The 22,750-nt window shown below is 68.2% G+C and carries 18 protein-coding genes; 7 read left to right on the forward strand and 11 right to left on the reverse strand.

The features are described from left to right. Positions 1-82 precede the first annotated feature (82 nt). Complete coding sequence (locus ACIOSY_RS11355) at positions 83-2,524, forward strand: DNA topoisomerase (ATP-hydrolyzing) subunit A (RefSeq protein WP_400853220.1); 2,442 nt, start codon at positions 83-85, stop codon at positions 2,522-2,524. A 20-nt stretch (positions 2,525-2,544) separates the two neighbouring features. On the opposite strand, the gene ACIOSY_RS11360 is transcribed toward ACIOSY_RS11355, so the two are convergent. From ACIOSY_RS11360 to ACIOSY_RS11375, 4 genes are read right to left on the reverse strand one after another with little or no spacing between them, the layout of a single operon-like run. Continuing rightward, complete coding sequence (locus ACIOSY_RS11360; RefSeq protein WP_400853222.1) at positions 2,545-3,477, reverse strand: 3-oxoacyl-ACP synthase III family protein; 933 nt, start codon at positions 3,475-3,477, stop codon at positions 2,545-2,547. After that, entirely contained in the window at positions 3,474-4,766 is a 1,293-nt protein-coding gene (locus tag ACIOSY_RS11365) for a F390 synthetase-related protein (RefSeq protein ID WP_400853224.1), read from the reverse strand. Before ACIOSY_RS11365 ends, ACIOSY_RS11360 begins: the two co-directional genes overlap by 4 nt. Continuing rightward, a complete protein-coding gene (locus ACIOSY_RS11370) occupies positions 4,766-5,566 on the reverse strand; it encodes an MBL fold metallo-hydrolase (RefSeq protein WP_400853226.1) in 801 nt (266 codons plus the stop codon). The genes ACIOSY_RS11365 and ACIOSY_RS11370 overlap by 1 nt, the downstream gene beginning before the upstream one ends. Next, positions 5,563-6,558 (reverse strand): NAD-dependent epimerase/dehydratase family protein, encoded by a 996-nt coding sequence (locus tag ACIOSY_RS11375; RefSeq protein ID WP_400853228.1) that lies wholly within the window; start codon positions 6,556-6,558, stop codon positions 5,563-5,565. The genes ACIOSY_RS11370 and ACIOSY_RS11375 overlap by 4 nt, the downstream gene beginning before the upstream one ends. An 83-nt stretch (positions 6,559-6,641) precedes the next feature. On the opposite strand from ACIOSY_RS11375, the gene ACIOSY_RS11380 reads away from it, so the two are divergent. Beyond that, on the forward strand, positions 6,642-7,856 hold the full coding sequence (locus ACIOSY_RS11380) for a glycosyltransferase (RefSeq protein ID WP_400853230.1): 1,215 nt from the start codon (positions 6,642-6,644) through the stop codon (positions 7,854-7,856). A gap of 9 nt (positions 7,857-7,865) precedes the next feature. Here ACIOSY_RS11380 and ACIOSY_RS11385 read toward each other — a convergent pair whose 3' ends face one another. Then, the gene (locus ACIOSY_RS11385; protein ID WP_400853232.1) at positions 7,866-9,944 is read right to left on the reverse strand and encodes a type IIA DNA topoisomerase subunit B; all 2,079 of its coding nucleotides are present in this window, start codon (positions 9,942-9,944) and stop codon (positions 7,866-7,868) included. 181 nt (positions 9,945-10,125) lie between these two features. On the opposite strand from ACIOSY_RS11385, the gene ACIOSY_RS11390 reads away from it, so the two are divergent. Then, entirely contained in the window at positions 10,126-10,344 is a 219-nt protein-coding gene (locus ACIOSY_RS11390; RefSeq protein WP_400853234.1) for a hypothetical protein, read from the forward strand. Positions 10,345-10,419: 75 nt separating this feature from the next. Here ACIOSY_RS11390 and ACIOSY_RS11395 read toward each other — a convergent pair whose 3' ends face one another. Both ACIOSY_RS11395 and ACIOSY_RS11400 read right to left on the reverse strand, forming a co-directional pair. Continuing rightward, positions 10,420-11,460 (reverse strand): alanine racemase, encoded by a 1,041-nt coding sequence (locus ACIOSY_RS11395; protein WP_400853236.1) that lies wholly within the window; start codon positions 11,458-11,460, stop codon positions 10,420-10,422. Next, entirely contained in the window at positions 11,457-12,161 is a 705-nt protein-coding gene (locus ACIOSY_RS11400; RefSeq protein ID WP_400853238.1) for an alanine racemase, read from the reverse strand. Before ACIOSY_RS11400 ends, ACIOSY_RS11395 begins: the two co-directional genes overlap by 4 nt. 80 nt (positions 12,162-12,241) lie before the next feature. On the opposite strand from ACIOSY_RS11400, the gene ACIOSY_RS11405 reads away from it, so the two are divergent. Further along, positions 12,242-13,258: a sugar-transfer associated ATP-grasp domain-containing protein gene (locus ACIOSY_RS11405; RefSeq protein WP_400853240.1), complete on the forward strand. Its 1,017-nt coding sequence runs from the start codon at positions 12,242-12,244 to the stop codon at positions 13,256-13,258. 75 nt (positions 13,259-13,333) lie between these two features. On the opposite strand, the gene ACIOSY_RS11410 is transcribed toward ACIOSY_RS11405, so the two are convergent. The 3 genes from ACIOSY_RS11410 to ACIOSY_RS11420 all read right to left on the reverse strand — a co-directional run bounded on the left by ACIOSY_RS11410 (position 13,334) and on the right by ACIOSY_RS11420 (position 16,380). Then, positions 13,334-14,029 carry a coenzyme F420-0:L-glutamate ligase gene (locus ACIOSY_RS11410; protein ID WP_400853242.1) on the reverse strand — a complete coding sequence of 232 codons (696 nt, stop codon included), beginning with the start codon at positions 14,027-14,029 and terminating at the stop codon, positions 13,334-13,336. After that, positions 14,026-15,270 (reverse strand): RNA polymerase sigma factor, encoded by a 1,245-nt coding sequence (locus ACIOSY_RS11415; RefSeq protein ID WP_400853244.1) that lies wholly within the window; start codon positions 15,268-15,270, stop codon positions 14,026-14,028. Before ACIOSY_RS11415 ends, ACIOSY_RS11410 begins: the two co-directional genes overlap by 4 nt. A gap of 168 nt (positions 15,271-15,438) precedes the next feature. After that, positions 15,439-16,380 carry a proteasome assembly chaperone family protein gene (locus ACIOSY_RS11420; protein WP_400853247.1) on the reverse strand — a complete coding sequence of 314 codons (942 nt, stop codon included), beginning with the start codon at positions 16,378-16,380 and terminating at the stop codon, positions 15,439-15,441. Positions 16,381-16,493: 113 nt separating this feature from the next. On the opposite strand from ACIOSY_RS11420, the gene ACIOSY_RS11425 reads away from it, so the two are divergent. The 3 genes from ACIOSY_RS11425 to sucB all read left to right on the forward strand — a co-directional run bounded on the left by ACIOSY_RS11425 (position 16,494) and on the right by sucB (position 21,168). Beyond that, positions 16,494-17,966 (forward strand): leucyl aminopeptidase, encoded by a 1,473-nt coding sequence (locus ACIOSY_RS11425; RefSeq protein ID WP_400853249.1) that lies wholly within the window; start codon positions 16,494-16,496, stop codon positions 17,964-17,966. Between the two features lie 2 nt (positions 17,967-17,968). Beyond that, positions 17,969-19,342, forward strand: a complete 1,374-nt coding sequence (lpdA, locus tag ACIOSY_RS11430; RefSeq protein WP_400853251.1) for a dihydrolipoyl dehydrogenase — start codon at positions 17,969-17,971, stop codon at positions 19,340-19,342. Between the two features lie 68 nt (positions 19,343-19,410). Then, positions 19,411-21,168 carry a 2-oxoglutarate dehydrogenase, E2 component, dihydrolipoamide succinyltransferase gene (sucB, locus tag ACIOSY_RS11435; protein WP_400853253.1) on the forward strand — a complete coding sequence of 586 codons (1,758 nt, stop codon included), beginning with the start codon at positions 19,411-19,413 and terminating at the stop codon, positions 21,166-21,168. A gap of 12 nt (positions 21,169-21,180) precedes the next feature. Here sucB and ACIOSY_RS11440 read toward each other — a convergent pair whose 3' ends face one another. Beyond that, positions 21,181-22,710: a hypothetical protein gene (locus ACIOSY_RS11440; RefSeq protein ID WP_400853255.1), complete on the reverse strand. Its 1,530-nt coding sequence runs from the start codon at positions 22,708-22,710 to the stop codon at positions 21,181-21,183. Between the last annotated feature and the right edge of the window lie 40 nt (positions 22,711-22,750).

A 22,750-nucleotide genomic window follows, 5' to 3' on the forward strand; every position in this document is an offset into this window, starting at 1 on the left:
CGGGCTGTGGGGGACTCGGACGGTAGCATGAGGGACACCCGAGCCAGTCTGACACAGGCTCCCGCACGCCTTCAGGAAGTCCATGCCGAAAACGCCGCCGCCCGAGCCCGTCGAAGAGCGCATCCAGGACATCGATCTCTCCGCCGAGATGCAGGGATCTTTCCTCGAGTACGCCTACTCCGTGATCTACTCGCGCGCCCTTCCCGACGCGCGCGACGGGCTCAAGCCCGTGCAGCGACGCATCCTCTACCAGATGGCCGAGATGGGCCTCCGACCCGATCGCGGCCACGTCAAGAGCGCCCGCGTCGTCGGCGAGGTGATGGGAAAGCTCCACCCCCACGGCGACTCGGCGATCTACGACGCGCTCGTGCGCCTCTCGCAGGACTTCGCCCTGCGCGTCCCCCTGGTCGACGGTCACGGAAACTTCGGCTCGCTCGACGACGGTCCCGCGGCCGCTCGATACACCGAGGCCCGCCTGGCAGCATCCGCCCTCGCCCTCACCGAGAATCTCGACGAGGACGTCGTCGACTTCATCCCCAACTACGACGGGCAGTTCCAGCAGCCGGCTGTGCTGCCGGCGGCCTTCCCGAATCTCCTCGTCAACGGCGCGAGCGGTATCGCGGTCGGCATGGCGACGAACATGGCACCGCACAACCTCATCGAGGTCGTCGCCGCCGCGATCCATCTCCTCGAGAACCCCGATGCGACCACCGAAGACCTGATGGAGTTCGTGCCGGGCCCGGACTTCCCCTCCGGTGCGGTGCTCATGGGCCTCGACGGCGTCAAGGACGCCTACCTCACCGGGCGCGGCGCGCTCAAGGTGCGCGGCAAGGTCTCGATCGAGCCGCTCGGACCTCGGCGCATGGGCATCATCGTGTCCGAGCTGCCGTACATGGTCGGCCCCGAACGTCTGATCGAGAAGATCCGTGACGCGGTGCAGTCGAAGAAGCTCCAGGGCATCAGCGACGTGACCGATCTCACCGACCGCAACCATGGGTTGCGCGTAGCGATCGGGATCAAGACCGGATTCGACCCGAACGCCGTGCTCGAGCAGCTCTACCGGCTCACTCCCCTCGAGGACTCGTTCAACATCAACAACGTCGCGCTGGTCGACGGTCAGCCCCGCACGCTCGGCCTCAAGGAGATGCTCCGGGTCTACGTCGCCCACCGTCTCGAGGTGATCACGCGACGCAGCCGCTACCGTCTCGCCCGCCGTGAAGAGCGTCTGCACCTCGTCGAGGGATTGCTCATCGCGATCCTCGACATCGACGAGGTCATCCAGGTCATCCGGTCGTCCGATGATTCGGAACAGGCGCGCACGCGTCTGCGCGAGGTCTTCGAGCTCAGCGAACTCCAGGCCGAGTACATCCTCGAGCTGCGACTGCGCCGTCTGACGAAGTTCTCGCGCATCGAGCTCGAGGCCGAGCGCGACGCCCTGCAGGCCGAGATCGATGCCCTGCGGGAGCTGCTCGCCAGCGACGTGCTGCTGCGGGGCGCCGTCGCCTCCGAACTCGATGCTGCGGCCGACGCCTACGGCACCCCGCGTCGCACGCTGCTCATGAATGCCGCGGCTCCGAAGCCGCGGGCCGCCAAGGGTGCCGTCGACCTGCAGATCGCCGATGCGCCCACCGTGCTGGTGTTGTCGACCACGGGTCGTGCCGTACGGGTGGACCTCGGAGAGGGCCAGGAGCTCACTGTTCCCGCACGCCGCAGCAAGCACGATGCGATCCTCACGACCGTCGAGACGACCGTGCGGGCCGAACTCGGCGCGCTGACGAGCACCGGCCGGGTCGTGCGCTTCTCCCCCGTCGATCTGCCCTCGGTTCCCTCGACCTCCGTGCAGTTGGCCGCAGGAACCCCCCTGCGGGACTACCTCAGCATCACGACCCGTGGCGAGAAGGTGGTCGGCTTCATCCGCTTCGACAGCGACACGCCCATCGCCCTGGGAACCGCGCAGGGCACGGTGAAGCGCATCGTCCCGTCGACCTTGCCCGTGCGCCCCGATCTCGAGGTCATCGGCATGAAGCCCGGCGACACGGTGGTCGGAGCGGCGGAAGCCCCCGACGACGCAGAGCTCGTCTTCGTCACCACCGATGCTCAGCTGCTGCGGTTCTCCGCATCGGCGGTGCGCCCCCAGGGAGCACCCGCGAGCGGCATGGCCGGCATCAAGCTGGGTGCGGGCGCGACGGTGCTGTTCTTCGGTGCGATCGACGCGGGGACGGATGCCGTCGTCGCGACCGTCTCCGGTTCGGAGGGCATCCTGCCCGGCACCGATGCAGGACGCGCGAAGGTGTCACCGTTCGAGGAGTATCCCGCCAAGGGTCGCGCCACCGGCGGTGTGCGCGCCCATGCCTTCCTCAAGGGTGAAGATCGACTGACGGTCGCCTGGGTCGGTGCGAGCCCCGCACAGGCCGTCGACCCGACGGGCGCCGTGCGGAAGCTCCCCGAAGCGGTGGCACGCCGCGATGCGTCCGGCCAGCCGGTCGACGCGGTGATCGGCAGCATCGGTCGCACGCTCGTCTGACCCGCCACTCGCCCTCCGGCTCAGAGGCGGAGGGCGAGGATGTTGGCAGTCAGGCCGGCGGCCGTGCCGCAGAGCACCACCGTGTCGCCCCGGGCGACGCGACCCTGATCGAGCGCGCGCGCCAGCATGAAGGGCACGGAGGCGGAGACCATGTTGCCGAAGGCCGCGACCTCGTCGATCCGACGGTCGGCGGGGATGCCGAGCCGGTCGAGCATGGGACCGAGCGCGGCGGAGGCCTGGTGCGGCACCCACAATGCGACGTCGTCGTAGCCGATTCCGGAGCGCTCGTGGAAGCGGGCGAAGAAGTCGGGCAGCACCCGCATCATGCCGAGCAGGGCACGGCGTCCGTCCATGTCGAAGAGGTAGTCCCCCGGATCCGCATCGGCGTAGGCCTGCGCGGGAGAACGTGACAGCCCTCCTCGGATCTCGGTGTCGTGCGCGTATGCCGGCCAAGTCTGCTGTGCGCTCGCGATCACTCCGCTCTCACCGGATTCCGACCGCCGCAGCACCACGGCCGCTCCGGCGTCGCTGAAGAGCTCGTAGCTCTCCTTCTGCGCCGGGTTCAGGAAGCGCGTCCCCACGTCGCCGGCGAAGACGAGCACGGTGTCGTGGTCTCCGGCGTCGAGGTAGCGCGAAGCGACATCGAGCGCGGTGATGAAGCTCGTGCATGTCGAGTTCACGTCGAACGCGGCGGCATGACCGTCGAGGGTCAACCGTTCGAGCACCAGCGCTGCCGTGCACGGGATCGGCTGCACCCCGGCCGCCGACGCCCCCAGCACCAGGTCGACCTCGTTCGCCGTGATGCCGGCGTGCGCGAGCGCGCGCTCGCAGGCGCCTGCCAACATGTCGAGGTGCGACATGTCCTCGGTGATCCGATAGCGCACCTCATCCCCGAAGCGCACGCTGCGCTCGGGCAGCACCGTTCCCCAGCCGACGATCTCACAACTCCTCATCGGACTCCCCCCCTCCATGTGCGCGCCACCCGGCGCAGCTTCACTGACGCGTCCCGCCGATATGCGGTGAACACGATCTCCGGTCGTTCGCAGCCGAGTCGATCCGCGAGGCCGTACACCTCGGTCTCGACGCTGCGGCGGGTCTGATCATCGACGATGTCGAGACCGATCTCGAGTCGCCGTGCCGACGTCTGCACGATCCGGTACTCATCGAATCCCTCGGCGTAGAGCAACGCACGGGTGATGAGATCGGCGAAGACGGGCACGGGGCGGCCGTCCAGCCCACGGAACACCAACGTGTCGCCCTCCCGCCCCTCGATCCGCTCGATCGGCGCGAGCGCGCTGCCGCACGGGCAGGGTTCGTCGCGGCTGCGGAGCACGTCTCCCATGCGGTACCGCACGATCGGCTGCGCTCGCCGTCGAAGGTCGGTGACGATCGGCGTGAAACGGCCGTCTCCGAGGTCTTCGCGCTCGAACAGCACACTGTCCTCGTTGAGGTGGATCACTCCGCGCTCGCAGGTGTGCGCGAGAAACCCCTCCGTGCATTGATAGAGCTGGTGCAGAAGCGGCTGCTGCAGCGATGCTGAGATCCGCTCGGCATCGGCCAGCTCGAGCACCTCGGCGACGGCGTAGACCTTCTGCGAGACGACGTCGTACTGCCCCGCGTCGGCTGCACGAGCGATCAGTCGAAGCACCGACGGCGGCGCCACCAGGATCGTCGGTCGGTACGACTGCAGACGGCGGATGTTCTCCGCCATGTCGGCATAGACGTCGAAGTACGAGAACGACACCGCCCGCGAACCCACGGATTCGTACAGGCTGTTGTCGGCGCGGAGGAACAGGGCGATGCGATGTCCGAGGACGCGTCCGCGGGGCAAGGTGCGCGCCAGCACGGTGCCCACCCACGCCTCGCGCTCCCGCTTGCTGACGACGAAGAGGCCACGGTGTCCGCTGGTCCCGCTCGAGAGTCCGACCGAATTGGTGCCGAGATCGGTGTCGAACTCGCGCGAGCGTTCGTTGGCGATCGCGATCGCCAACGCACTGTCCCGGTGCGCGCCAACGGTGTTGATCTCGTCGAAGCTCCCCATCATCACGCTCTTGTCCATCATCGGCAGCTGCGCGAAATCGTATCGCTCCAGCAGCGCTCCGAAGTATGGAGACCGACGCCGCAGGAATCGCAGATGCCGGCGCAGCAGTCGTGATTGGCGACGGCGCACGGCGGCGCGCGTGCGCAACGGACGGAACCAGCGCACAGCGGCGAACTCGGTCAGGATCGTCAGGGCCGACATCAGCCGAGCAGCTCCATCTCTCCGCGCGCATCGTGACTGCACACGATACGGATGCCGGAATCCGCGAGCGCGCGCAGCGTGGCAGCCGTCTGTCGGTAGGCGGGGTAGTCGTGCTGCACAGCGCGCGGGACGGGCCGAAGGCGGTCGGCGACGTCGAGCAGATCGCTCCCCCAGGCCGCATCGCCGGCGAGCAGCACCCGATTCTCGACCAGGGCGCCGATGTGACCGGCAGCGTGCCCCGGCAGGTCCACCACCAGGTAGGAGCCGTCACCGAAAAGATCGGCGACGCGCAGCTCGTGCCCCGCACGCTCGTGCGGCGCGAACGCATCCTCGCCGAGCACGATCTTCTTCGCCGCCGGGAACCAGGCCGGCATCAGGCCGGTGAGGATCCCGTCGCGCAGACGCGGGGCATCGAGCGAACGCAGCAGACCCATGCTCAGCACGAAGGTCGCATCCGGGAAGCGCCGCACTCCTCCCCCGTGGTCCGGGTGCAGGTGCGAGAGCACGACGTGCGTGACGGATGCCGGATCGATGCCGTCGCTCCGCAACCGCTCCGCCACATCGTCGCTGGCGTCGACGGTGGGTGGAAGGAGGCGACGATAGACGGAGCCTCGCCATCCGGTGTTCCACTCACCCGTCGCGTACCCCGTGTCGAAGAGCACCCGGCGCCCGTTGTCGGGGTCGTCGTACAGGAAGACCCCGGAAGGGAACGTGCGGATGCCGCGCTCGCCTCCCCGGAACATCGCCGCCGGGTCGTGAACGGTGCTGCCGCACACGTAGTGGCGGAGCCGGCCGCTCATGCGCGCGACCGCACGTCGTCGGCCACACGCGCGAGGGCATCGTCGAGAGACACGATCGGCCGGTACCCGAGATCTTCTTTCGCGCGGCGCAGAGCGAGCGTCTGCGAGTACGCGATCGTGCTCAGCGTGTAGCGCGTGAGCGGGGGCTCGGGCTGACCCGGAACGGCCTTGCACAGTCCCTCCAGAGCTGCAGCGAGCACCCAGGCCGCGCGGCGGTTCATCGTCCTCATGCGCGGTACCTCGCCGATCAGAGTGAGGAGCGTGTGAAGCAGTTCGCGGAACCGGCGTGGATCGTCGTTCGTGATGTTGTACACCCCTCCGGCCGCGTCTCCTGCGTCAAGAGCGAGCCGTGCCGCCGTCGCGACGTTCTCGACGGCTGTGACGTCGATGAGGTTGTCGCCACCGTCGAACAGCGGCACTCCGATGCGCCGGTGCACGTCGAGCAGGCGCGGGACCAGGCTGGGGTCTCCTACGCCGATGAGGCCGCGCGGGCGCAGGATCACCAGCTCGGGAATGACGCCATCCCGCCGGGCGTCCTGCAGGAGCTGTTCGGCCACGATCTTCGAACGGATGTAGCCGTTCAGCCGATTTCCCGTATCGACGTCGTCCTCGCGGATATCGATCCGGTCCCGCGGGGCCGCGTACACACTCGGAGAGGATACATGGACGATCCGGCGCACACCGTTTCGACGTGCGAACTCGACGACGTGCGCCGTGCCGTCGACGTTTGCCTCGCGAAATGCCCGCCAGGGGCCCCACGGCGTCGACAGGGCCGCGCAATGGATGACGGCATCCACCGGCAGCGTCGCCGTCGCCAGCGCCGACAGATCGCCCACGAGCACGTGCGCGTCGTCGGCGACCTTTCCCAGCGCCGTCGCGTTGCGTCCGGTCGCGAAGACCTCATGACCGTGCGACTGCAGATCGCGCACGACGTATCCGCCGAGGAACCCGCTGGCGCCCGTCACCAGCACACGCGATCCGGGCAGAGACATACCCACGATGCTAGGGCACCGGAACGGCACCACCCCGACGCGCGACGGGTATGTGGAATCCCCGTACCCGTAGGGTGTGAGTGATGCGCATCGCAATGGTCACCGACTACTACCTCCCGACACTGGGCGGCGTGCAGACCGTCGTCAAAGCGCACAAGGAAGCGCTCGAGCAGGACGGTCACGAGGTGATCGTCTTCGCGCCGCTCTCGTCCGCGAGCAGCGATCCGATGGTGGTGCGGCTCCCCACGGCGCGGGGCTTCGCGCCCGACGGCTACCCCTTCACCTGGACCCCGCAGGCCGCCGCCGACGCGTTGCGTGATGGTCTGCGGGAGCACCGCGTCGAGGTCGTGCACGTGCACACCGAGATGTTCGCCGCACTCGGCGCCTTCCGAGCAGCTCGCGAACTCGGCATCCCCGTCGTCCAGACGATGCACGGTCGCATCGACGTCTACACGCGCTCGGTGCTGCCGCTCCCCTCGATCACCACCATCCTGCTCGCGCGCCTGCACCATCGGCAGCTGCCCCACGAACCCCTCGTGGGTGGCGCCGGGGGCACCTACGCGCGCACACGCACCGCACGACGGATGTGGCGACTGATGGTCTCGCAGGCGAACGCGGCGGCGCAGGTCATCGTGCCGTCGGCGCACTTCGCGCAGAAGCTGCAGGCGCAGGGCGTCCGCACTCAGCTGACGGTGCTGTCCAACGGCCTCGAGGACTCCGTGCTCGACGCCGTCGGCACTCCCCTGCCCCGCGTACTCGCCCCTGGTGTCGCGATGCGCGTCATGTGGTGCGGACGGCTGTCGCCCGAGAAGCGCCCCGAGGTCTTCATGGATGCCGTCGCTCGAACGCCCGGGATCGAAGCGCACCTGTACGGCGATGGCGTGGCGCGCTCGACGGTCGCCCGTCGCGCCGCCGCCCTCCCTCCAGGGCGCGCCGTGGTGCACGGCAGCGTCCCGCAGTCCGAGGTGCTGGCCGCGATGCGCGACGCGCATGTGCTCGTGTCCAGTTCGCTCGACTTCGACAATCAGCCGATGGTGATCCTGGAGGCGATCGCCTCAGGATTGCCGGTCGTCGTCACCGACCCGGATCTGGCCGAGACCCTGCCACCGGGCGGCGGTATCGTCACCCCCACAGCCGACGCCGCCGGCCTCGCCACCGTCCTCGCGGCGTTGGCCGACGACCCGTCACGGATCGAGGCCATGAGCCGTGCTGCCATCGGTCACCGGGTCGAGGTGGCGCAGAGCAGCCATCGCGACACGCTCGTCGGCGTCTACCGAGCGGCGATCCGCGGGGCGTGAGTACGCGGACTACGCGTCGATCGACTCGCGGGAGAGCCGGTCGGACGAGTCGATGATGAACTCGCGTCGAGGAGCCACCTCGTTGCCCATGAGCAGTTCGAACACGCGCCCGGCGGCCTCGGCATCCTCCATGCGCACGCGGCGCAGCAGACGACCGGAGCGGTCCATCGTCGTGTTCGCGAGCTGCTCGGCGTCCATCTCCCCGAGACCCTTGTATCGCTGGATCGGCTCGTGCCAGCGCTTGCCGGCCTTGCGCAGTTTCGCGAGCAGAGTCAGCATCTCCTGCTCGCTGTAGGTGTAGATGGTCTCGTTGGGCTTGGAGCCGGGATTCATGACGATCACGCGGTGCAGCGGCGGGACGGCGGCGAACACCCGACCGTGCTCGATCAGCGGGCGCATGTAACGGAAGAAGAGCGTGAGCAGCAGGGTGCGGATGTGCGCGCCGTCGACATCGGCGTCGCTCATCAGGATGACCTTGCCGTAGCGCGCGGCATCGATGTCGAAGCTGCGACCGGAACCCGCGCCGATGACCTGGATGATCGACGCGCACTCGGCGTTCGAGAGCATGTCGCCGATCGATGCCTTCTGCACGTTGAGGATCTTCCCTCGGATCGGCAGCAGCGCCTGGAACTCGCTGTTGCGCGCGTTCTTGGCGGTGCCGAGAGCCGAGTCGCCCTCCACGATGAACAGCTCGCTGCGCTCGACCTCGTTGGTGCGGCAGTCGACGAGCTTGGTCGGGAGGGTCGAGGACTCGAGCGCGTTCTTGCGGCGCTGCGTCTCCTTGTGCGCACGAGCCGAGACCCGCGCCTTCATCTCGGCGACGATCTTGTCGAGAAGCTGGGTCGCCTGGCTCTTGTCATCGCGCTTGGTGGAGCTGAAGCGCGCGGCCAGATCCTTACGGATGACCTGGGCGACGATCTGACGGACCGCGGGCGTCCCGAGGACTTCCTTGGTCTGCCCCTCGAACTGCGGCTCGGGCACGTTCACCGTGAGCACACCGGTAAGCCCAGCGAGGACGTCGTCCTTCTCGAGCTTGTCGTTACCGACCTTCAGTCGTCGCGCGTTCTGCTCGACCTGGGCCCGCAGCACCTTGAGCAGCTCCTGCTCGAATCCCTGCTGGTGCGTGCCGCCCTTGGGCGTGGCGATGATGTTGACGAACGATCGAGTCGTGGTCTCGTATCCGGTTCCCCAGCGCAGCGCGATGTCGACGGCGCAGACGCGCTCGACCTCGGTCGCGACCATGTGGCCGTCGGCCTGCAGCACCGGCACCGTCTCGGTGAAGGTGCCCTCGCCCTGGATTCGCCAGGTGTCGGTCACGGGCGGATCGGTGGCCAGGTAGTCGACGAACTCGGAGATGCCGCCCTCGTAGCGGTACGCGGTCGACACGGGTTCTTCGGAGCGCTCGTCGCGGATCGTCAGTTCGAGGCCGGGCACGAGGAACGCCGTCTGGCGCGCGCGGTTCTCGAGGTCGCCGAGTTGGAAGGCGGCATCCTTGGTGAAGATCTGCTTGTCGGCCCAGTAGCGGATGCGCGTTCCGGTCACACCGCGCGCGGTCTTGCCGACCACCCGCAGCTCGCTCTTCTTCTCGAAGGGAGTGAACGGGGAGTCCGGGCGCTTGCCGTCGGTGTCCGCGAAGTTCCCGGGTTCGCCCCGGTGGAACGACATGGCGTAGGTCTTTCCGCCGCGGTCGACCTCGACATCGAGACGCTCGGACAGCGCGTTGACGACGGATGCTCCGACGCCGTGGAGTCCACCGGACGCCGCGTACGAGCCGCCGCCGAACTTGCCGCCGGCATGCAGCTTCGTGAAGACGACCTCGACACCGGTCAGCCCGGTGCGCGGCTCGACGTCGACGGGGATGCCTCGACCGTGATCGTGCACCTCGACGCTGCCGTCGGTGTGCAGGATGATGTCGATCTTGGAGCCGTTGCCCGCGACGGCCTCGTCGACGGAGTTGTCGATGATCTCCCAGAGGCAGTGCATGAGCCCCGGCGAGCCGTTCGAGCCGATGTACATGCCGGGACGTTTGCGGACAGCCTCAAGGCCCTCAAGCACCTGGAGATGATGGGCGGAATACTCGGCGGTCACAATCTCCGAGTCTATTCCGCGCCAGCCCGCAGGGCCCGCCGACACTCCCCAGCGGGAGGCACTCCATGCCCCATCCGTACGCGCTGAGCGAAACACGCCGTGATCCGGGCATGCCCCCAGCCACTCCGTGGTTGTATTGAGCACGCTCCCCAGCGAACCCGACAATCGAGGAGGCACCGAGATGAACGCAACGACCGAACGTGAGACCTCCGCGATCGAGTTCCGCCTGACCGCCGCAGATCGCTGTGACTCCTGCGGCGCGCAGGCGTACATCGCCGCCGAGGTCAACGGCTCCGAACTCCTCTTCTGCGCCCACCACGGCCGCAAGTACGAAGAGAAGCTCCGCTCGATCGCGACCAGCTGGCATGACGAGACCGCCCGTCTGGTCCAGACCGTCTGACTCAGACCCACTGATCAGACGTTTCAAGGCCCTCCGCGCACTCGCGCCGAGGGCCTTCTTCATGTCCGCGTGCGGTCAGTCCGTGACGACGCGGCGCACGCGGGCGCTCAAGCGCGTGAGGATCTCCTCGCCCACCGTGTCGATGCGCTCGGCGAGCGTCGTCGCGCTCACCTCGCCGGCATCGCCAGGGCCGAAGATGCACACGGTGTCGCCGATGGCCGCGCCGGGCCAGCGCTGCACGACGCTCGTGGTGGGGTCGATACGCCGCAGCTCCCGTCGGCCGGCGGGAGTGCCGACAGGAGCGCCGGCGAGGCTCGACGGCACTCCGTCGAAGCTGCCGATCCCCACGATCACGTCCTCGTCGACGATCGCGATCACCGTCGCGGTGAGCGTCGCGATGACCCGGATGCCCTCCAGTTCGGGGCCGTCCGCGGAGCGGATGCCGTAGCAGAACGCTCCGATGCGGGAGACGGTTCCTCGCAGCTCGGGCCGCCACCATGATGCTGCCGAGGCCGTGAGGTGACGCAGTTCGGGAACGGCACCGGAGGCGCCGGTCACGCGGACCGCTTCGAGGAACACCTGCTGAGCGTCATCGTCTTCTGCATCGCTGGCTTCGGCGATGTGACTCCAGACGCCGACCAGGTCGATGGCGCCCGCCTCTTCGGCGGATCGCGCGGCGGCCACGGCATCCGACCAATCCTCCGGGAGCACGCCGTTGCGGTGGAGGCCGCTGTCGATCTTGAGATGCACGCGCGCACGAACGCTCAGGACCGAGGCCCGGGCGATCACCCGGTCGAGGTACTCCCGCGTGCCGACCCCCAGATCGACGTCGTGCAGGAGCGCGTCATCGATTTCGCCATCGGTCGATGTCACCCACGCGAACACCCGCGCCTTATCGCCGATGACGCGGCGCACGTCGATCGCACTGCGCACGTCGAAGCTGCCGATCCACTCGACGCCGGCGTCGATCGCCGTCTCGACGACCCACGGCAGACCGTGCCCGTAGGCGTCGTCCTTGACGACGAGCATGAGGGCAGACGGTGCGATGCGCGCACGGACGGCGCTGATGTTCGACCGCAGCGCGGCACCATCGAGGCGAAGTTGCGGACGCGTCATGCCTCCCACCCCCGATCGGCGTGCCCGCCGGCCACCGTCACGAGCTCGGCGATCGAGAGCCCCGTGACCGAGGCCCACCGCGCGAGGCCGGGCGCTGCGGGTCCGGTGCCCCCGAAGTAAGTGGCTTCCGCGCCGATCGCGGCGGATGCTCCCTGCAGGTCGACGACGCACACGTCCATCGCGACGCGGCCGATGATGGGGCGCTCCCGGCCATCGATCTCGACGCCGGCGTTGTTGCCCAGGGCACGCACGATCCCCTGTGCGTATCCCCCGGTGACGAGCGCCACCGTGGTATCGCTCGCCGCCCGGAAGGTGTACCCGTACGAGACCGCGTCTCCGGCGCGAAGCCGCTTGGTCGACAGCACGTGCCCGTGCAGGCGCATGACGGGCCGAGTGCGGAGCGCACCGTCGTCATCGGGCAATCCGTAAAGAAGCGAGGGGTCGATATCGGCGGTGCCCTCGGTCGTCGCGATGATGCCCTCCAGAGCGAGAGCCTCACGTTCTCCGTCGGCGTCCACCAGAACCCGGACGGCGCCCACCGCCGTCACGGCATGGGCCACGGCCAGCACTCCGTGCCCCCAGGCGTCGCGCCGCAGATCGGCCACCTCGCCACCGGCAGACACCGCCGCAGCGGCCGCAGCCGCCAGCGCAGACCGCGAGATCATCGCCCTCGGTCGAGCACTGGAAGTCTTCTCACGCACGGCCTCCAGCCTAATGCTGTCTCCCAGGACAGACCTGCGGTCCCCCGTAGACTGGGGAGAACCCCTACCTTCGGAGCTGTATGTCTCGTCTTTCCCTTGCGCCCCGCGTCCGCTACCTGCTGGGACGCGCTCGCCGCATCGATGTCGGTTCGGTCGTCGAGCGCGCCAAAGAGGCATCGGCGCAGCATCACAAGGCCGTCCCCGGAATCGTCGTCGACATGCTGTGGTCGGCCGCCCGGCACAATGTCGGCTTCCAGGACTACATCGACTACGACTTCGCCATGCTCACCCGTGCAGAGCGCGAGACGTTCATGACGCACCCGGTGTCGAACCAGCTCTCGCAGAAGTACGACGACCCCGCCTACCGCTGGATCTTCCAGGACAAGGTCGAATTCGACAAGAAGTTCTCCGAGCATCTGCACCGTGAGTGGCTGGTGGTGGAAGAGGGAAACGCCGACGCCGTCCGCGAACTCACCCAGCGCCTCGGCACGATCGTCACGAAGGAGCCGGTCGGACAGGCCGGCACCGGTGTGCACCGCTACCACGCCGCCGACATCGAGGACTGGGAGGAGTTCCACCGCGGCCTCCTCAACCGTGGCGAGCTGCTCATCGAAGAGGTCATCCGCCAGCACGACGCGCTGGCCGCCGTGTGCCCCGGCACCGTCAACACGACCCGCATCACCGCGTTCTTCGACGGCGAGAAGGCGCACATCCTCGCGATGGCCCAGAAGTTCGGCCGCGGGGCGGTCAGCGACCAGATGACCTTCGGCGGCTTCTACACGATGCTCGACGAGAACGGGCACTCGGTCGGCGCCGGGTACGACTCCCACGGTCATGTGCACGAGACGCACCCCGACTCGGGCTTCCCCATCGCGGACTTCCAGCTGCCGTACATGGACGAGGTGCGCGCCTTCATCGATCAGGTCGCACGTGTCGTCCCGCAGGTGCAGTACGTGGGCTGGGACGTCGTCGTCTCCCCCGATGGCCCCGTGCTCGTGGAGGGCAACTGGGGTGCGGGCGTGTACGAGAACAAGCCCAGCGTCACCGGCATCCGCACGGGCCACAAACCGCGCTATCGCGAAATCATCGGCTTCTGACACACGAAGAAGGCCCGGATACCGAGCATCCGGGCCTTCTTCGTTGTCTGTCGAGGTTCTCGACTCGCCGTGGTCTCAGACCGCGCGAACGATGCCGAGCGGGGTCGACTCCAGGCCCTGACCGAGCGGGTTGTCGCCGAGGATCTTCACGAGACGGCGCTCGCCATCCTTGTCGAGGGTCGATCCGAGGATGTTGCCACCGATGTCGTTGATGTCCACCACCGCGACCTCGGCGATGCCACCCAGCAGCGCCTTCAGGTGCGCAGCGACCTCACGGGGCTTCTCCGGACCGAGCACGACCGCCTGGTTGTACGGCGGGATCGTGTGCTTGGTGGGGCCGTCGATCGCCCGCGCCTTGTCGCCGGCGATCCGGTAGAAGTCCCCGCGGCGACCGAACGCCTTGGTGACCGCCGAGACGGCAGCGGCGAAGAGGATGCGCGGAGTACCGCACTCCCGCAGCGCCATCTCCATCGTCTCGGGCATGCCGAGACCGATGCCGTACGGAGTGCGTGTGACGTACTTCGACAGGAAGAGCGCCAGCTTGCGCGGCTGGATCTCGTCGAGACGGTACGAGCGTCCCTGCGTGATCGCGACGATCTTCTCGGTGACGAACAGCAGGTCGCCCGGCTGCACGGCAGCCTTCGCGTACTCGGTGATGACGGCGTCGAGGTCGTCGTCGGGCATCACGACGCGGGTGCGCAGAGGAATCCGCGCCACCGTCGTGCCGTCGACAGTGGTCTCGAGCGCCTTGCCCTCGTTCGCCTGGGTCATTCGAGGTAGTCCCGCAGCGACTGCGAGCGGCTCGGGTGACGGAGCTTCGCCATCGTCTTCGACTCGATCTGGCGGATGCGCTCGCGCGTCACGCCGAAAGTGTCACCGATCTGGTCGAGGGTCTTGGGCTGACCGTCTCCGAGTCCGAAGCGCATCCGGATCACGCCGGCCTCGCGCTCGGACAACGAGTCGAGGAGCTGCTCGAGCTGACGCTGGAGCATCGTGAACCCGACGGCATCCGCAGGAACCACGGCCTCGGTGTCCTCGATGAGGTCACCGAACTCGCTGTCGCCGTCCTCGCCGAGCGGCGTGTGCAGCGAGATGGGCTCGCGGCCGTACTTCTGGACCTCGACGACCTTCTCCGGCGTCATGTCCAGCTCGCGGCTGAGCTCTTCCGGCGTGGGTTCGCGACCCAGATCCTGCAGCATCTGACGCTGCACGCGGGCGAGCTTGTTGATGACCTCGACCATGTGCACCGGGATGCGGATCGTACGGGCCTGGTCGGCCATGGCACGGGTGATCGCCTGGCGGATCCACCACGTCGCGTACGTCGAGAACTTGAAGCCCTTGGTGTAGTCGAACTTCTCGACCGCACGGATGAGGCCCAGGTTTCCCTCCTGGATGAGGTCGAGGAACTGCATTCCGCGGCCCGTGTAGCGCTTGGCGAGAGAGACGACCAGTCGCAGGTTGGCACCGAGCAGGTGGCTCTTGGCGCGCTGTCCGTCACGGGCGACCCACTGCAGGTCGAGTCCGAGCTGGCCGGCCTTCTCGGCGGCGCTCATCGCCGACAGCTTCTCCTCGGCGAACAGACCCGCCTCGATCCGCATCGCGAGCTCGACCTCTTCGGCCGCGTTCAGAAGCGCGACCTTACCGATCTGCTTCAGGTAGTCCTTGACCGGGTCGGCCGTCGCGCCGGTGATCTGCGTCGAGTAGACGGGAACATCGTCCTCGTCGCTCGACGTGATGACGATCGCACCCGTCGGCAACGGCTCGGTGAACTTCGGCTTGCTGTCGTCATCGTCATCGTCGTCGCCTGCGGCGTCGTCGTTCGCGGCGGTGGGAGCCTCGTCTTCTTCGACGACGTCATCCGCCTTCTTCTTCTTGACCGGAGCACGCTTCGCGGCCGCGCGCTTGGCCGCCGTCACGGGAACAGCCTTCTCTTCGACCTCGGGCTTCACCTCGGGGTTCGCGTCGTCGGCAGTCTTCTTCGTCCGGGATTTGTTAGTCGTGGCAGGAGTCACGTTTCGCCTTTCACGGAGCGGCAGAGCCCCTCCGGGACATTTCGGACACTAGTAAGACCCTTGTCAAGTCCGCTCCTCGAAAGGAACGATTGACAACGGGTCAGACACCCAGTATCGCACACGTGAGGGGATGCAGACGCATTCGCGTCAAGATGTCGGTGCGCGGCGTCACCCACGCCCCGTCTTGTCATCGTCGCCGGAGGGACGAGAAGCGAGATAGCGCTCGAGCTCGGCGGCCAGTTCGTCGGCGCTCGGCAGGTCTCGTTCGTTGAACCCGCCCTCGTCGTACGAGCCGTCCTCCGGGTTCCGACCGGCCATGTAGGCGTCGTATCGGCGCTCGAGGTTGTGCACCATCTGCTGGAGCTCGTCATTGCCGAGCACCTGCTCGTCGACCTTGGCGAGGTAGTCCTCGCGGCGCGCCTGCACGTCATCGAGCATCAGCACGAGCCCGGTGGCCGCCATGAGCTTCTCGGCAGCGGCGATGACGGCATCCGGGTTCTCGGTCTCCGCGAGATAGTGCGGAACGAGCAGCACGAAACCGACAGCACGATCGCCGCGCTCGACGAAACGGAACTCGAGCAGGTGGCCGGCGGTCGCCGGAACCTGCGTGCGAGGACGCCACACCGAGTGGACACCCGCGAGATCACGACGGTTGCCGCTGACCGTCGTGCCGATCGGACGCGTGTGAGGCACCGGCATGGCGATCGAGTGCACCCAGCTGATCCCCGACACCGCGAACTCGGCCGCCAGATCGAGCACGGTGGTCGCGAATGCGTTCCAAGCGAAGTCGGGCTCGTACCCCGACAGCAGGAGGAAGGGCTGACCGAGGGCATCGGTCGCCAGCGAGAGCTCGAGACGCGCGGGTCGGAACTCCGTGAGGTGGTCCTGATCGAACGAGATCACGGGACGACGCGCACGGTAATCGAGCAGCATGTCGTTGTCGAAGATCGCGATGGGCTGCGGATCGGCCGTCTCTCGGAGATGCTCGATCAGTCCGGAGACCGCGTTCCCGGCATCGGTGAATCCGGTCAGGAGCATCACCAGGGGCAGCCCGGGGGGCACGGCGGGGGCGTTCGCGACTCGTTCGTGGAGATCACCGGAGAAGGGCATTCCTCCATGCTACGAGCAGTGCGCAGCACAGGCGCGGGGGGCATCATGCTGAGAGCGAACACGCAGCCGGGTCGCCTCGCCCGTGCTGGGCCGTGCCTGCCTAGGATGGATGCATGACGCTTCCCGTGCTCTCGCACACCCCCGATCAGTTTCCCGGAAGCGCTGCAGATGCCGCAGTGCTCGTCGTCCCCGATCTCACGGACTCCGCTGAATCGCTCGATTCCTTCCCCGGGCTCGCAGACGCCCTGGCCGGGATCGGCTTCACCGGCTCAGCCTCGGCGTATGCGCGCGTCCATGCGCCGCAGGTGACCGATCTGCCGTTCGCCGTCGTCGGCGCCGGCGCGTCACCGACAGCCGATGCCGTCCGCGGTGCCGTCGGCACCGCCATCCGCACCATCACCGGGTTCGAGACCGTCTCGATCGCTCTCGCCCCCGGTCTCGAGGGCTTCGCGGATGCCGCAGCCGAGGGCGCCGTTCTCGGGGGCCACCGCTTCGAGGGCTACCGCACGAAGAAGGGCCCCGCGCGCGCCTCCGCTGTCGTGCTCCACGCACCACTCGACGACGCGGCTGCCGCACGCATCCGTGCCGTCGGCGACGCCGTGGCACTGGTGAAGGATCTCGTCAACGTACCCGCCGAGTGGCAGAGCCCCGCCGACCTCGCTCAAAGCGCCGCCGACAGCGTCGCCGACCTCGACGTCACCGTCGAGATCCTCGACGAGACAGCCCTCGCGATGCAGGGGTACGGCGGCATTCTGGGCGTCGGGCAGGGCTCGGACCGCCCGCCGCGCCTCGTGCGCCTCGATTACGCCCCCGCCGGCGCGACGCGTCACATCGCCCTCGTCGGCAAGGGGATCACCTTCGACACCGGAGGCCTCTCACTCAAGCCCGCCGCCTCGATGGTCGGCATGAAGTTCGACATGGCGGGCGCGGCCACGAGCCTCGCCGCGCTACGGGCGATCGCCACGCTCGGGCTGCCCGTGCGCGTGACCGCATGGTTGTGCATCGCCGACAACATGCCTTCGGGGCGCGCCACGCGCCCGGGAGACGTGCTGCGCCTGCTCGACGGCACGACGGTCGAGGTGCTCAACACCGACGCCGAGGGGCGCCTGGTCATGGCCGACGGGCTGGTGGCGGCGAGCCGCGAGAACCCCGATGTCATCGTCGATGTCGCCACCCTCACGGGAGCGATCGTGATGGCCCTCGGACACCGCCACACGGGCGTGATGGGTGACGATGATGCGGTCGCCGAGTTCCTGTCCGCTGCGGCCTCGGTCGATGAACCGGCGTGGAAGATGCCCCTTCCCGACTACATGGAAGACACTCTCGACTCGCCGATCGCCGACCTCATCAACGCCAACATGAGCGATCGGGCCGCAGGAGCATCCTTCGCCGGCCTGTTCCTGCGTCGCTTCGTCGGCAGGGTCTCCGAAGCAGAAGACGCTCCGCGCATCCCGTGGGTGCACCTCGACATCGCCGGGTCCGGAGAGAACGGGAGCTCGCCGTACGGGTTCACCGGAAAGGGCCCGACGGGGGCGATGGTCCGTTCGATCGTCGCTTTCGCTGAAGCATCCACCCAGGAGGCATGAACATGACGACCCACACCTTCGACATCGTGGTCCTGGGCGGCGGCAGCGGCGGGTACGCCGCCGCGCTCCGGGCGAGCGAGCTCGGCAAGTCCGTCGCCCTCATCGAGAAGGACAAGGTCGGCGGAACGTGCCTGCATCGCGGCTGCATCCCGACGAAGGCGCTGCTGCATGCGGCCGAGGTCGCTGAGAACGTCCGTGACGCGGCATCCTTCGGTGTGTCCGCCTCGCTCGACGGCATCGACCCGGCCGGCGTGCGCGCGTACCGCGAAGGAATCGTCGCCAAGAAGTTCAAGGGACTCGAGGGTCTCGTGAAAGCACGCGGAATCACGACGGTCGCCGGCTTCGGACGCCTGAACCCCGATCACACCGTCACCGTCGGCGACGACGTGTACGCGGGCACGGATGTGATCCTCGCCACCGGCTCCTACAGCCGGACGCTGCCCGGACTCGAGATCGGGGGACGCATCCTCACCAGCGAGCATGCCCTCGCCCTCGACGTGATCCCCGAGAAGGTCCTCATCCTCGGAGGCGGAGTGATCGGTGTCGAGTTCGCGAGCGTATGGCGCTCGTTCGGCGCCGAGGTCACGATCATCGAAGCCCTGCCGCATCTCGTTCCGAACGAGGACGTCGCGATGAGCAAGGGGCTCGAACGGGCCTTCCGCCGTCGGGGCATCGCCTACTCCCTCGGGATCCGCTTCCAGAGCGCGACCCAGGACGACTCCTCCGTCACCGTGACTCTGGAGAACGGGACCGAGTTCACCGCTGACTATCTGCTCGTCGCCGTCGGGCGCGGACCTGTCACCGCCGACCTCGGCTTCGAAGAGGCCGGCGTGGTCCTGGACCGCGGCTTCGTGACCGTCGACCAGGACCTCCGCACCGGTGTGCCGGGCGTCTGGGCGGTGGGCGACATCGTCCCCGGACTGCAGCTCGCACACCGTGGATTCCAGCAGGGCATCGCCGTCGCCGAGCGCATCGCCGGTCTCACGCCGGTGAACGTCCCGGATCTGCAGATCCCGAAGGTCACCTACTCGAGTCCCGAGGTGGCGTCGGTCGGCGTCACCGAAGACGCCGCGGTCGCCGAGCACGGGTCGGATGCCGTGGTCGCCTACGAGTACAACCTGGCCGGCAACGGCAAGAGCGAGATCATCGGTACGGGCGGCCTCGTCAAGGTCGTCCGTCTCAAAGACGGTCCCGTGATCGGCGTGCACCTGCTCGGCGATCGCGTCGGAGAGCTCATCACCGAAGGCCAGCTCGCCGTCGCGTGGGAAGCGCATCCGGAAGACATCGCGCCGCTCATCCATGCGCACCCGACGCAGAGCGAAGCGCTCGGAGAAGCATTCCTCGCCCTCGCCGGAAAACCACTGCACGCCCTCTGAACACCAACCGGTGCGCAGGTCACTAAGCTAGATACGCGTTAAACAAACTTCCTGAAGGAGACTTCGTCATGAGCACATCCGTCATCCTCCCCCCGCTCGGTGAGAGCGTTACAGAGGGTACGGTCACCCGCTGGCTCAAGCAAGTGGGCGACACTGTGCAGGCGGACGAGGGCCTGCTCGAGATCTCGACCGACAAGGTCGACACCGAGATCCCCTCTCCCGTCAGCGGTGTGATCGAGGAGATCCTCGTCGCCGAGGACGAGACCGTCGAGGTCGGCGCCCTGCTCGCTCGCATCGGCGATGGCAGCGCAGCCGCTCCGGCGGATGCCGCTCCCGAGGCCGCAGCTCCCGCCGCTGAGGCTGCTCCGGCTGCGGAAGCAGCTCCTGCCGCAGAAGCGGCTCCGGCTGCGGAGGCCGCACCGGCACCCGAAGCCGCGCCGGCACCCGCCGCAGAGGCCGCACCGTCCGGTGACGCCACCGACATCGTGCTGCCCGAGCTGGGCGAGAGCGTGACCGAGGGCACCGTCACCCGCTGGCTCAAGCAGGTCGGCGATGATGTCGCGGTCGACGAGGCACTCCTCGAGATCTCGACCGACAAGGTCGACACCGAGATCCCCTCCCCCGTGGCCGGTGTGCTGCAGGAGATCCTCGCCGCAGAAGACGAGACGATCTCGGTCGGCTCCGTGCTCGCACGCATCGGCTCCGGCGCCGCGGCACCGGCAGCTCCCGCCGAGACTCCCGCTCCTGAGGCGGCTCCTGCCGCAGCTCCTGCGCCCGCAGCCCCCGCCGCTGCACCCGCACCTGCCGCTGCACCCGCACCTGCTGCTGCTGCGCCCGCACCCGCTGCTGCTGCACCCGCAGCGGCGGCTCCCGCTCCGGCATCGCAGCCGGCTGCTCCGGCACTCAACCTGCCGACCGAGAGCGACAACCTGTACGTGACTCCGCTGGTGCGTCGTCTGGCCGCTCAGCAGGGCGTCGACCTCGCATCGGTGACCGGCACGGGCGTCGGTGGACGCATCCGCAAGGAAGACGTGCTGAAGGCTGCCGAGTCGGTCGCTTCGGCGCCCGCCGCCGCAGCGGCCGAAGCTCCGGCCCCCCTCGAGGTGTCGCCGCTTCGTGGCACGACGCAGCCGATGTCGCGTCTGCGGAAGGTGCTCGCGCAGCGCGCGGTCGCTTCCATGCAGCAGACCGCGCAGCTCACGACCGTCGTCGAGGTCGATGTCACCGCTCTCGCCGACTACCGTGACAGCGTCAAGGCATCGTTCCTGCAGAAGACGGGCGACAAGCTGTCGTTCCTCCCGTTCTTCGCTCTCGCGACGGCTGAGGCGCTGCGCGCGTTCCCGATCGTGAACTCCACCGTCGATGGCGAGCAGATCGTCTACCCGGCCACCGAGAACGTCTCGATCGCTGTCGACACGGAGCGCGGCCTTCTTACCCCGGTGCTGCGTGACGCCGCATCGAAGAACATCGCGGAGATCGCGCACGAGATCGCGGACCTGGCTGCGCGCACCCGCGACAACAAGCTGAAGCCCGACGAGCTCGCCGGTGGAACCTTCACGCTGACGAACACGGGCTCGCGCGGCGCGCTGTTCGACACGCCGGTCGTGTTCCTCCCGCAGTCGGCCATCCTCGGCACGGGAACGGTCGTCAAGCGCCCCGGCCTGGTCAAGGTCGGCGGCTCGGATGCGATCGCCATCCGTTCGTACGTGTACCTCGCTCTCTCGTACGACCACCGCATCATCGACGGAGCGGATGCCGCTCGCTTCCTCGGAGCGGTGAAGGCCCGCCTCGAGGCGGCGCAGTTCGCCGCTCAGCTCGGCGCCTGAGCCGACGCACAATCACTCCGGCTGGTCCGCGACGTCATGCACGTCGCGGACCAGCCATTTTTCGTGGGCACGAACGAGAACCAGAATGTGACCCGTCGACTCACTGGGGCCATCTGTCGAAGGCGCGTCCAGTGCGGCGGTGCCACGATCGACCCGCACCACCGCGACATCTCCGTACTCATCCACGAGGTGGAACGTGGGCCTCGTCTCGGCGATCTCGGCCAAGGTCGTAAGAACGTCGCTCGATCCGGAACTGATCGCCTCGGCGCACTCCCGGTCACCCGATTCCGTGCATGTGCGCACCTTCGCGAGCAGCGCAAACACCGCTACGAGCGGGTCCTTCTCCCCCTCGGTCGAGTCCGCTCCGAGGCTCCCGTCCTCCGCGGACGCGTCTTCCAGGCTCGAATCTGCGGTGTCCGACCCGTTGGTGTCTGATCCCGGCACGACGGATTCCGTCGCGCTCAGCTCAGTCGGCTCCGACGTAGGCATGTTCTCGACCGACTTCGCGTGCGGGGCGGCTCCGGTCCCAGCGCCTTCCGACGCCTCACCGGAGTCTCCACTCGGCCAAAGGAGACCTCCGGCCAAGACGACCGCTGCGGCGGCCCCGGCGATCGCCAGGCTTCGCCGTCGAGATCGGGGCGCCGCTGTCGTCACCCGCGGGTGACGCGGCCGATCATCTGCGCGCTGGGCTCCGAGAGTAGGACGATTCTGCAGGCTCGCCAACGCCAGTCTCACCGCACGCGTCGCCCCCAGGATGCGAGAGACCACGGGGGCCGACCACAGCCCGACATCGCTCTTCGGCGTCCGGCGGCCGCGCGCTCGACTTCGACTCGGAATGACCGATTCCTGTGAGGACACCGCCCGCGCGACGTCGCGCGTCCGCTCCGGAGCGTGCACATCGCACCGGAGCGGACGCGGAGCAGCGAGCTCGAACAGCTCGCTCTCCCACTGCTCGATCTGACGACGAGGGATGCGCGGACGCATCTCCGCCGCGCGCAGCCCCACCTGCACCGATGCGAGAAGGCGCCCCATCGCCTTGTCCCGGCATCCCTCCTCGAGCAACTCCAGGACACGTGATGCTCCGGAGCAGGCTCCATCTCCCTCCCCGAAGGCGAATACCGGCCTCCCCTCACCGGTGATCCACCAGGCCCCCCGCTCGCGGAGCGCCCCTCCTCCCAGCTCATCGATTCCCCGCAGCATGCTGGCGACCAGCGTGCTGCACTCTCCCGGAGACAGCGCCTCGTCGGCGATGTGTCGCCTTGCGAGCAGACTCGCGATCCGCTCCGTGCACCACGGAACGAGCACGTCGTGCCCCTCGGGCCTTCGAATCACATCGACGGGCCCCGCCACGTGCTCTGCGCCGGCGAACTCCCAGCCCACCCAGCCTGCGAGTTCGGCCTCGTCGAGCTGCACCGCCACGCCGTCCCCACGGGTGACGAGCAGCCCGACGAACGGACCGTCCGACGCGTCCAACGCGCGGATGACCCGATGCGCCCCCGGCAGCAGCGGGAGCGGCTTCTCCCCATGTGCGACATCTGTCATGCCTCAACAACAGCGCATCGGGCGTGGACGGTTACCCGGA

Origin of the sequence: Microbacterium sp. NPDC087665 (genome assembly GCF_044743285.1) — a bacterium.
In the GTDB taxonomy this organism is placed as follows: Bacteria; Actinomycetota; Actinomycetes; order Actinomycetales; family Microbacteriaceae; genus Microbacterium.

What these genes read in the sequence shown, in the direction of transcription:
- ACIOSY_RS11440 (WP_400853255.1), bottom strand. Translation starts at nt 22,710, where the DNA reads ATGACAGATGTCGCACATGGGGAGAAGCCGCTCCCGCTGCTGCCGGGG.
- ACIOSY_RS11360 (WP_400853222.1), bottom strand. Translation starts at nt 3,477, where the DNA reads ATGAGGAGTTGTGAGATCGTCGGCTGGGGAACGGTGCTGCCCGAGCGC.
- sucB (WP_400853253.1), top strand. Translation starts at nt 19,411, where the DNA reads ATGAGCACATCCGTCATCCTCCCCCCGCTCGGTGAGAGCGTTACAGAG.
- ACIOSY_RS11370 (WP_400853226.1), bottom strand. Translation starts at nt 5,566, where the DNA reads ATGAGCGGCCGGCTCCGCCACTACGTGTGCGGCAGCACCGTTCACGAC.
- ACIOSY_RS11390 (WP_400853234.1), top strand. Translation starts at nt 10,126, where the DNA reads ATGAACGCAACGACCGAACGTGAGACCTCCGCGATCGAGTTCCGCCTG.
- ACIOSY_RS11405 (WP_400853240.1), top strand. Translation starts at nt 12,242, where the DNA reads ATGTCTCGTCTTTCCCTTGCGCCCCGCGTCCGCTACCTGCTGGGACGC.
- ACIOSY_RS11410 (WP_400853242.1), bottom strand. Translation starts at nt 14,029, where the DNA reads ATGACCCAGGCGAACGAGGGCAAGGCGCTCGAGACCACTGTCGACGGC.
- ACIOSY_RS11355 (WP_400853220.1), top strand. Translation starts at nt 83, where the DNA reads ATGCCGAAAACGCCGCCGCCCGAGCCCGTCGAAGAGCGCATCCAGGAC.
- ACIOSY_RS11380 (WP_400853230.1), top strand. Translation starts at nt 6,642, where the DNA reads ATGCGCATCGCAATGGTCACCGACTACTACCTCCCGACACTGGGCGGC.
- ACIOSY_RS11425 (WP_400853249.1), top strand. Translation starts at nt 16,494, where the DNA reads ATGACGCTTCCCGTGCTCTCGCACACCCCCGATCAGTTTCCCGGAAGC.
- ACIOSY_RS11365 (WP_400853224.1), bottom strand. Translation starts at nt 4,766, where the DNA reads ATGTCGGCCCTGACGATCCTGACCGAGTTCGCCGCTGTGCGCTGGTTC.
- ACIOSY_RS11395 (WP_400853236.1), bottom strand. Translation starts at nt 11,460, where the DNA reads ATGACGCGTCCGCAACTTCGCCTCGATGGTGCCGCGCTGCGGTCGAAC.
- ACIOSY_RS11375 (WP_400853228.1), bottom strand. Translation starts at nt 6,558, where the DNA reads ATGTCTCTGCCCGGATCGCGTGTGCTGGTGACGGGCGCCAGCGGGTTC.
- ACIOSY_RS11420 (WP_400853247.1), bottom strand. Translation starts at nt 16,380, where the DNA reads ATGCCCTTCTCCGGTGATCTCCACGAACGAGTCGCGAACGCCCCCGCC.
- lpdA (WP_400853251.1), top strand. Translation starts at nt 17,969, where the DNA reads ATGACGACCCACACCTTCGACATCGTGGTCCTGGGCGGCGGCAGCGGC.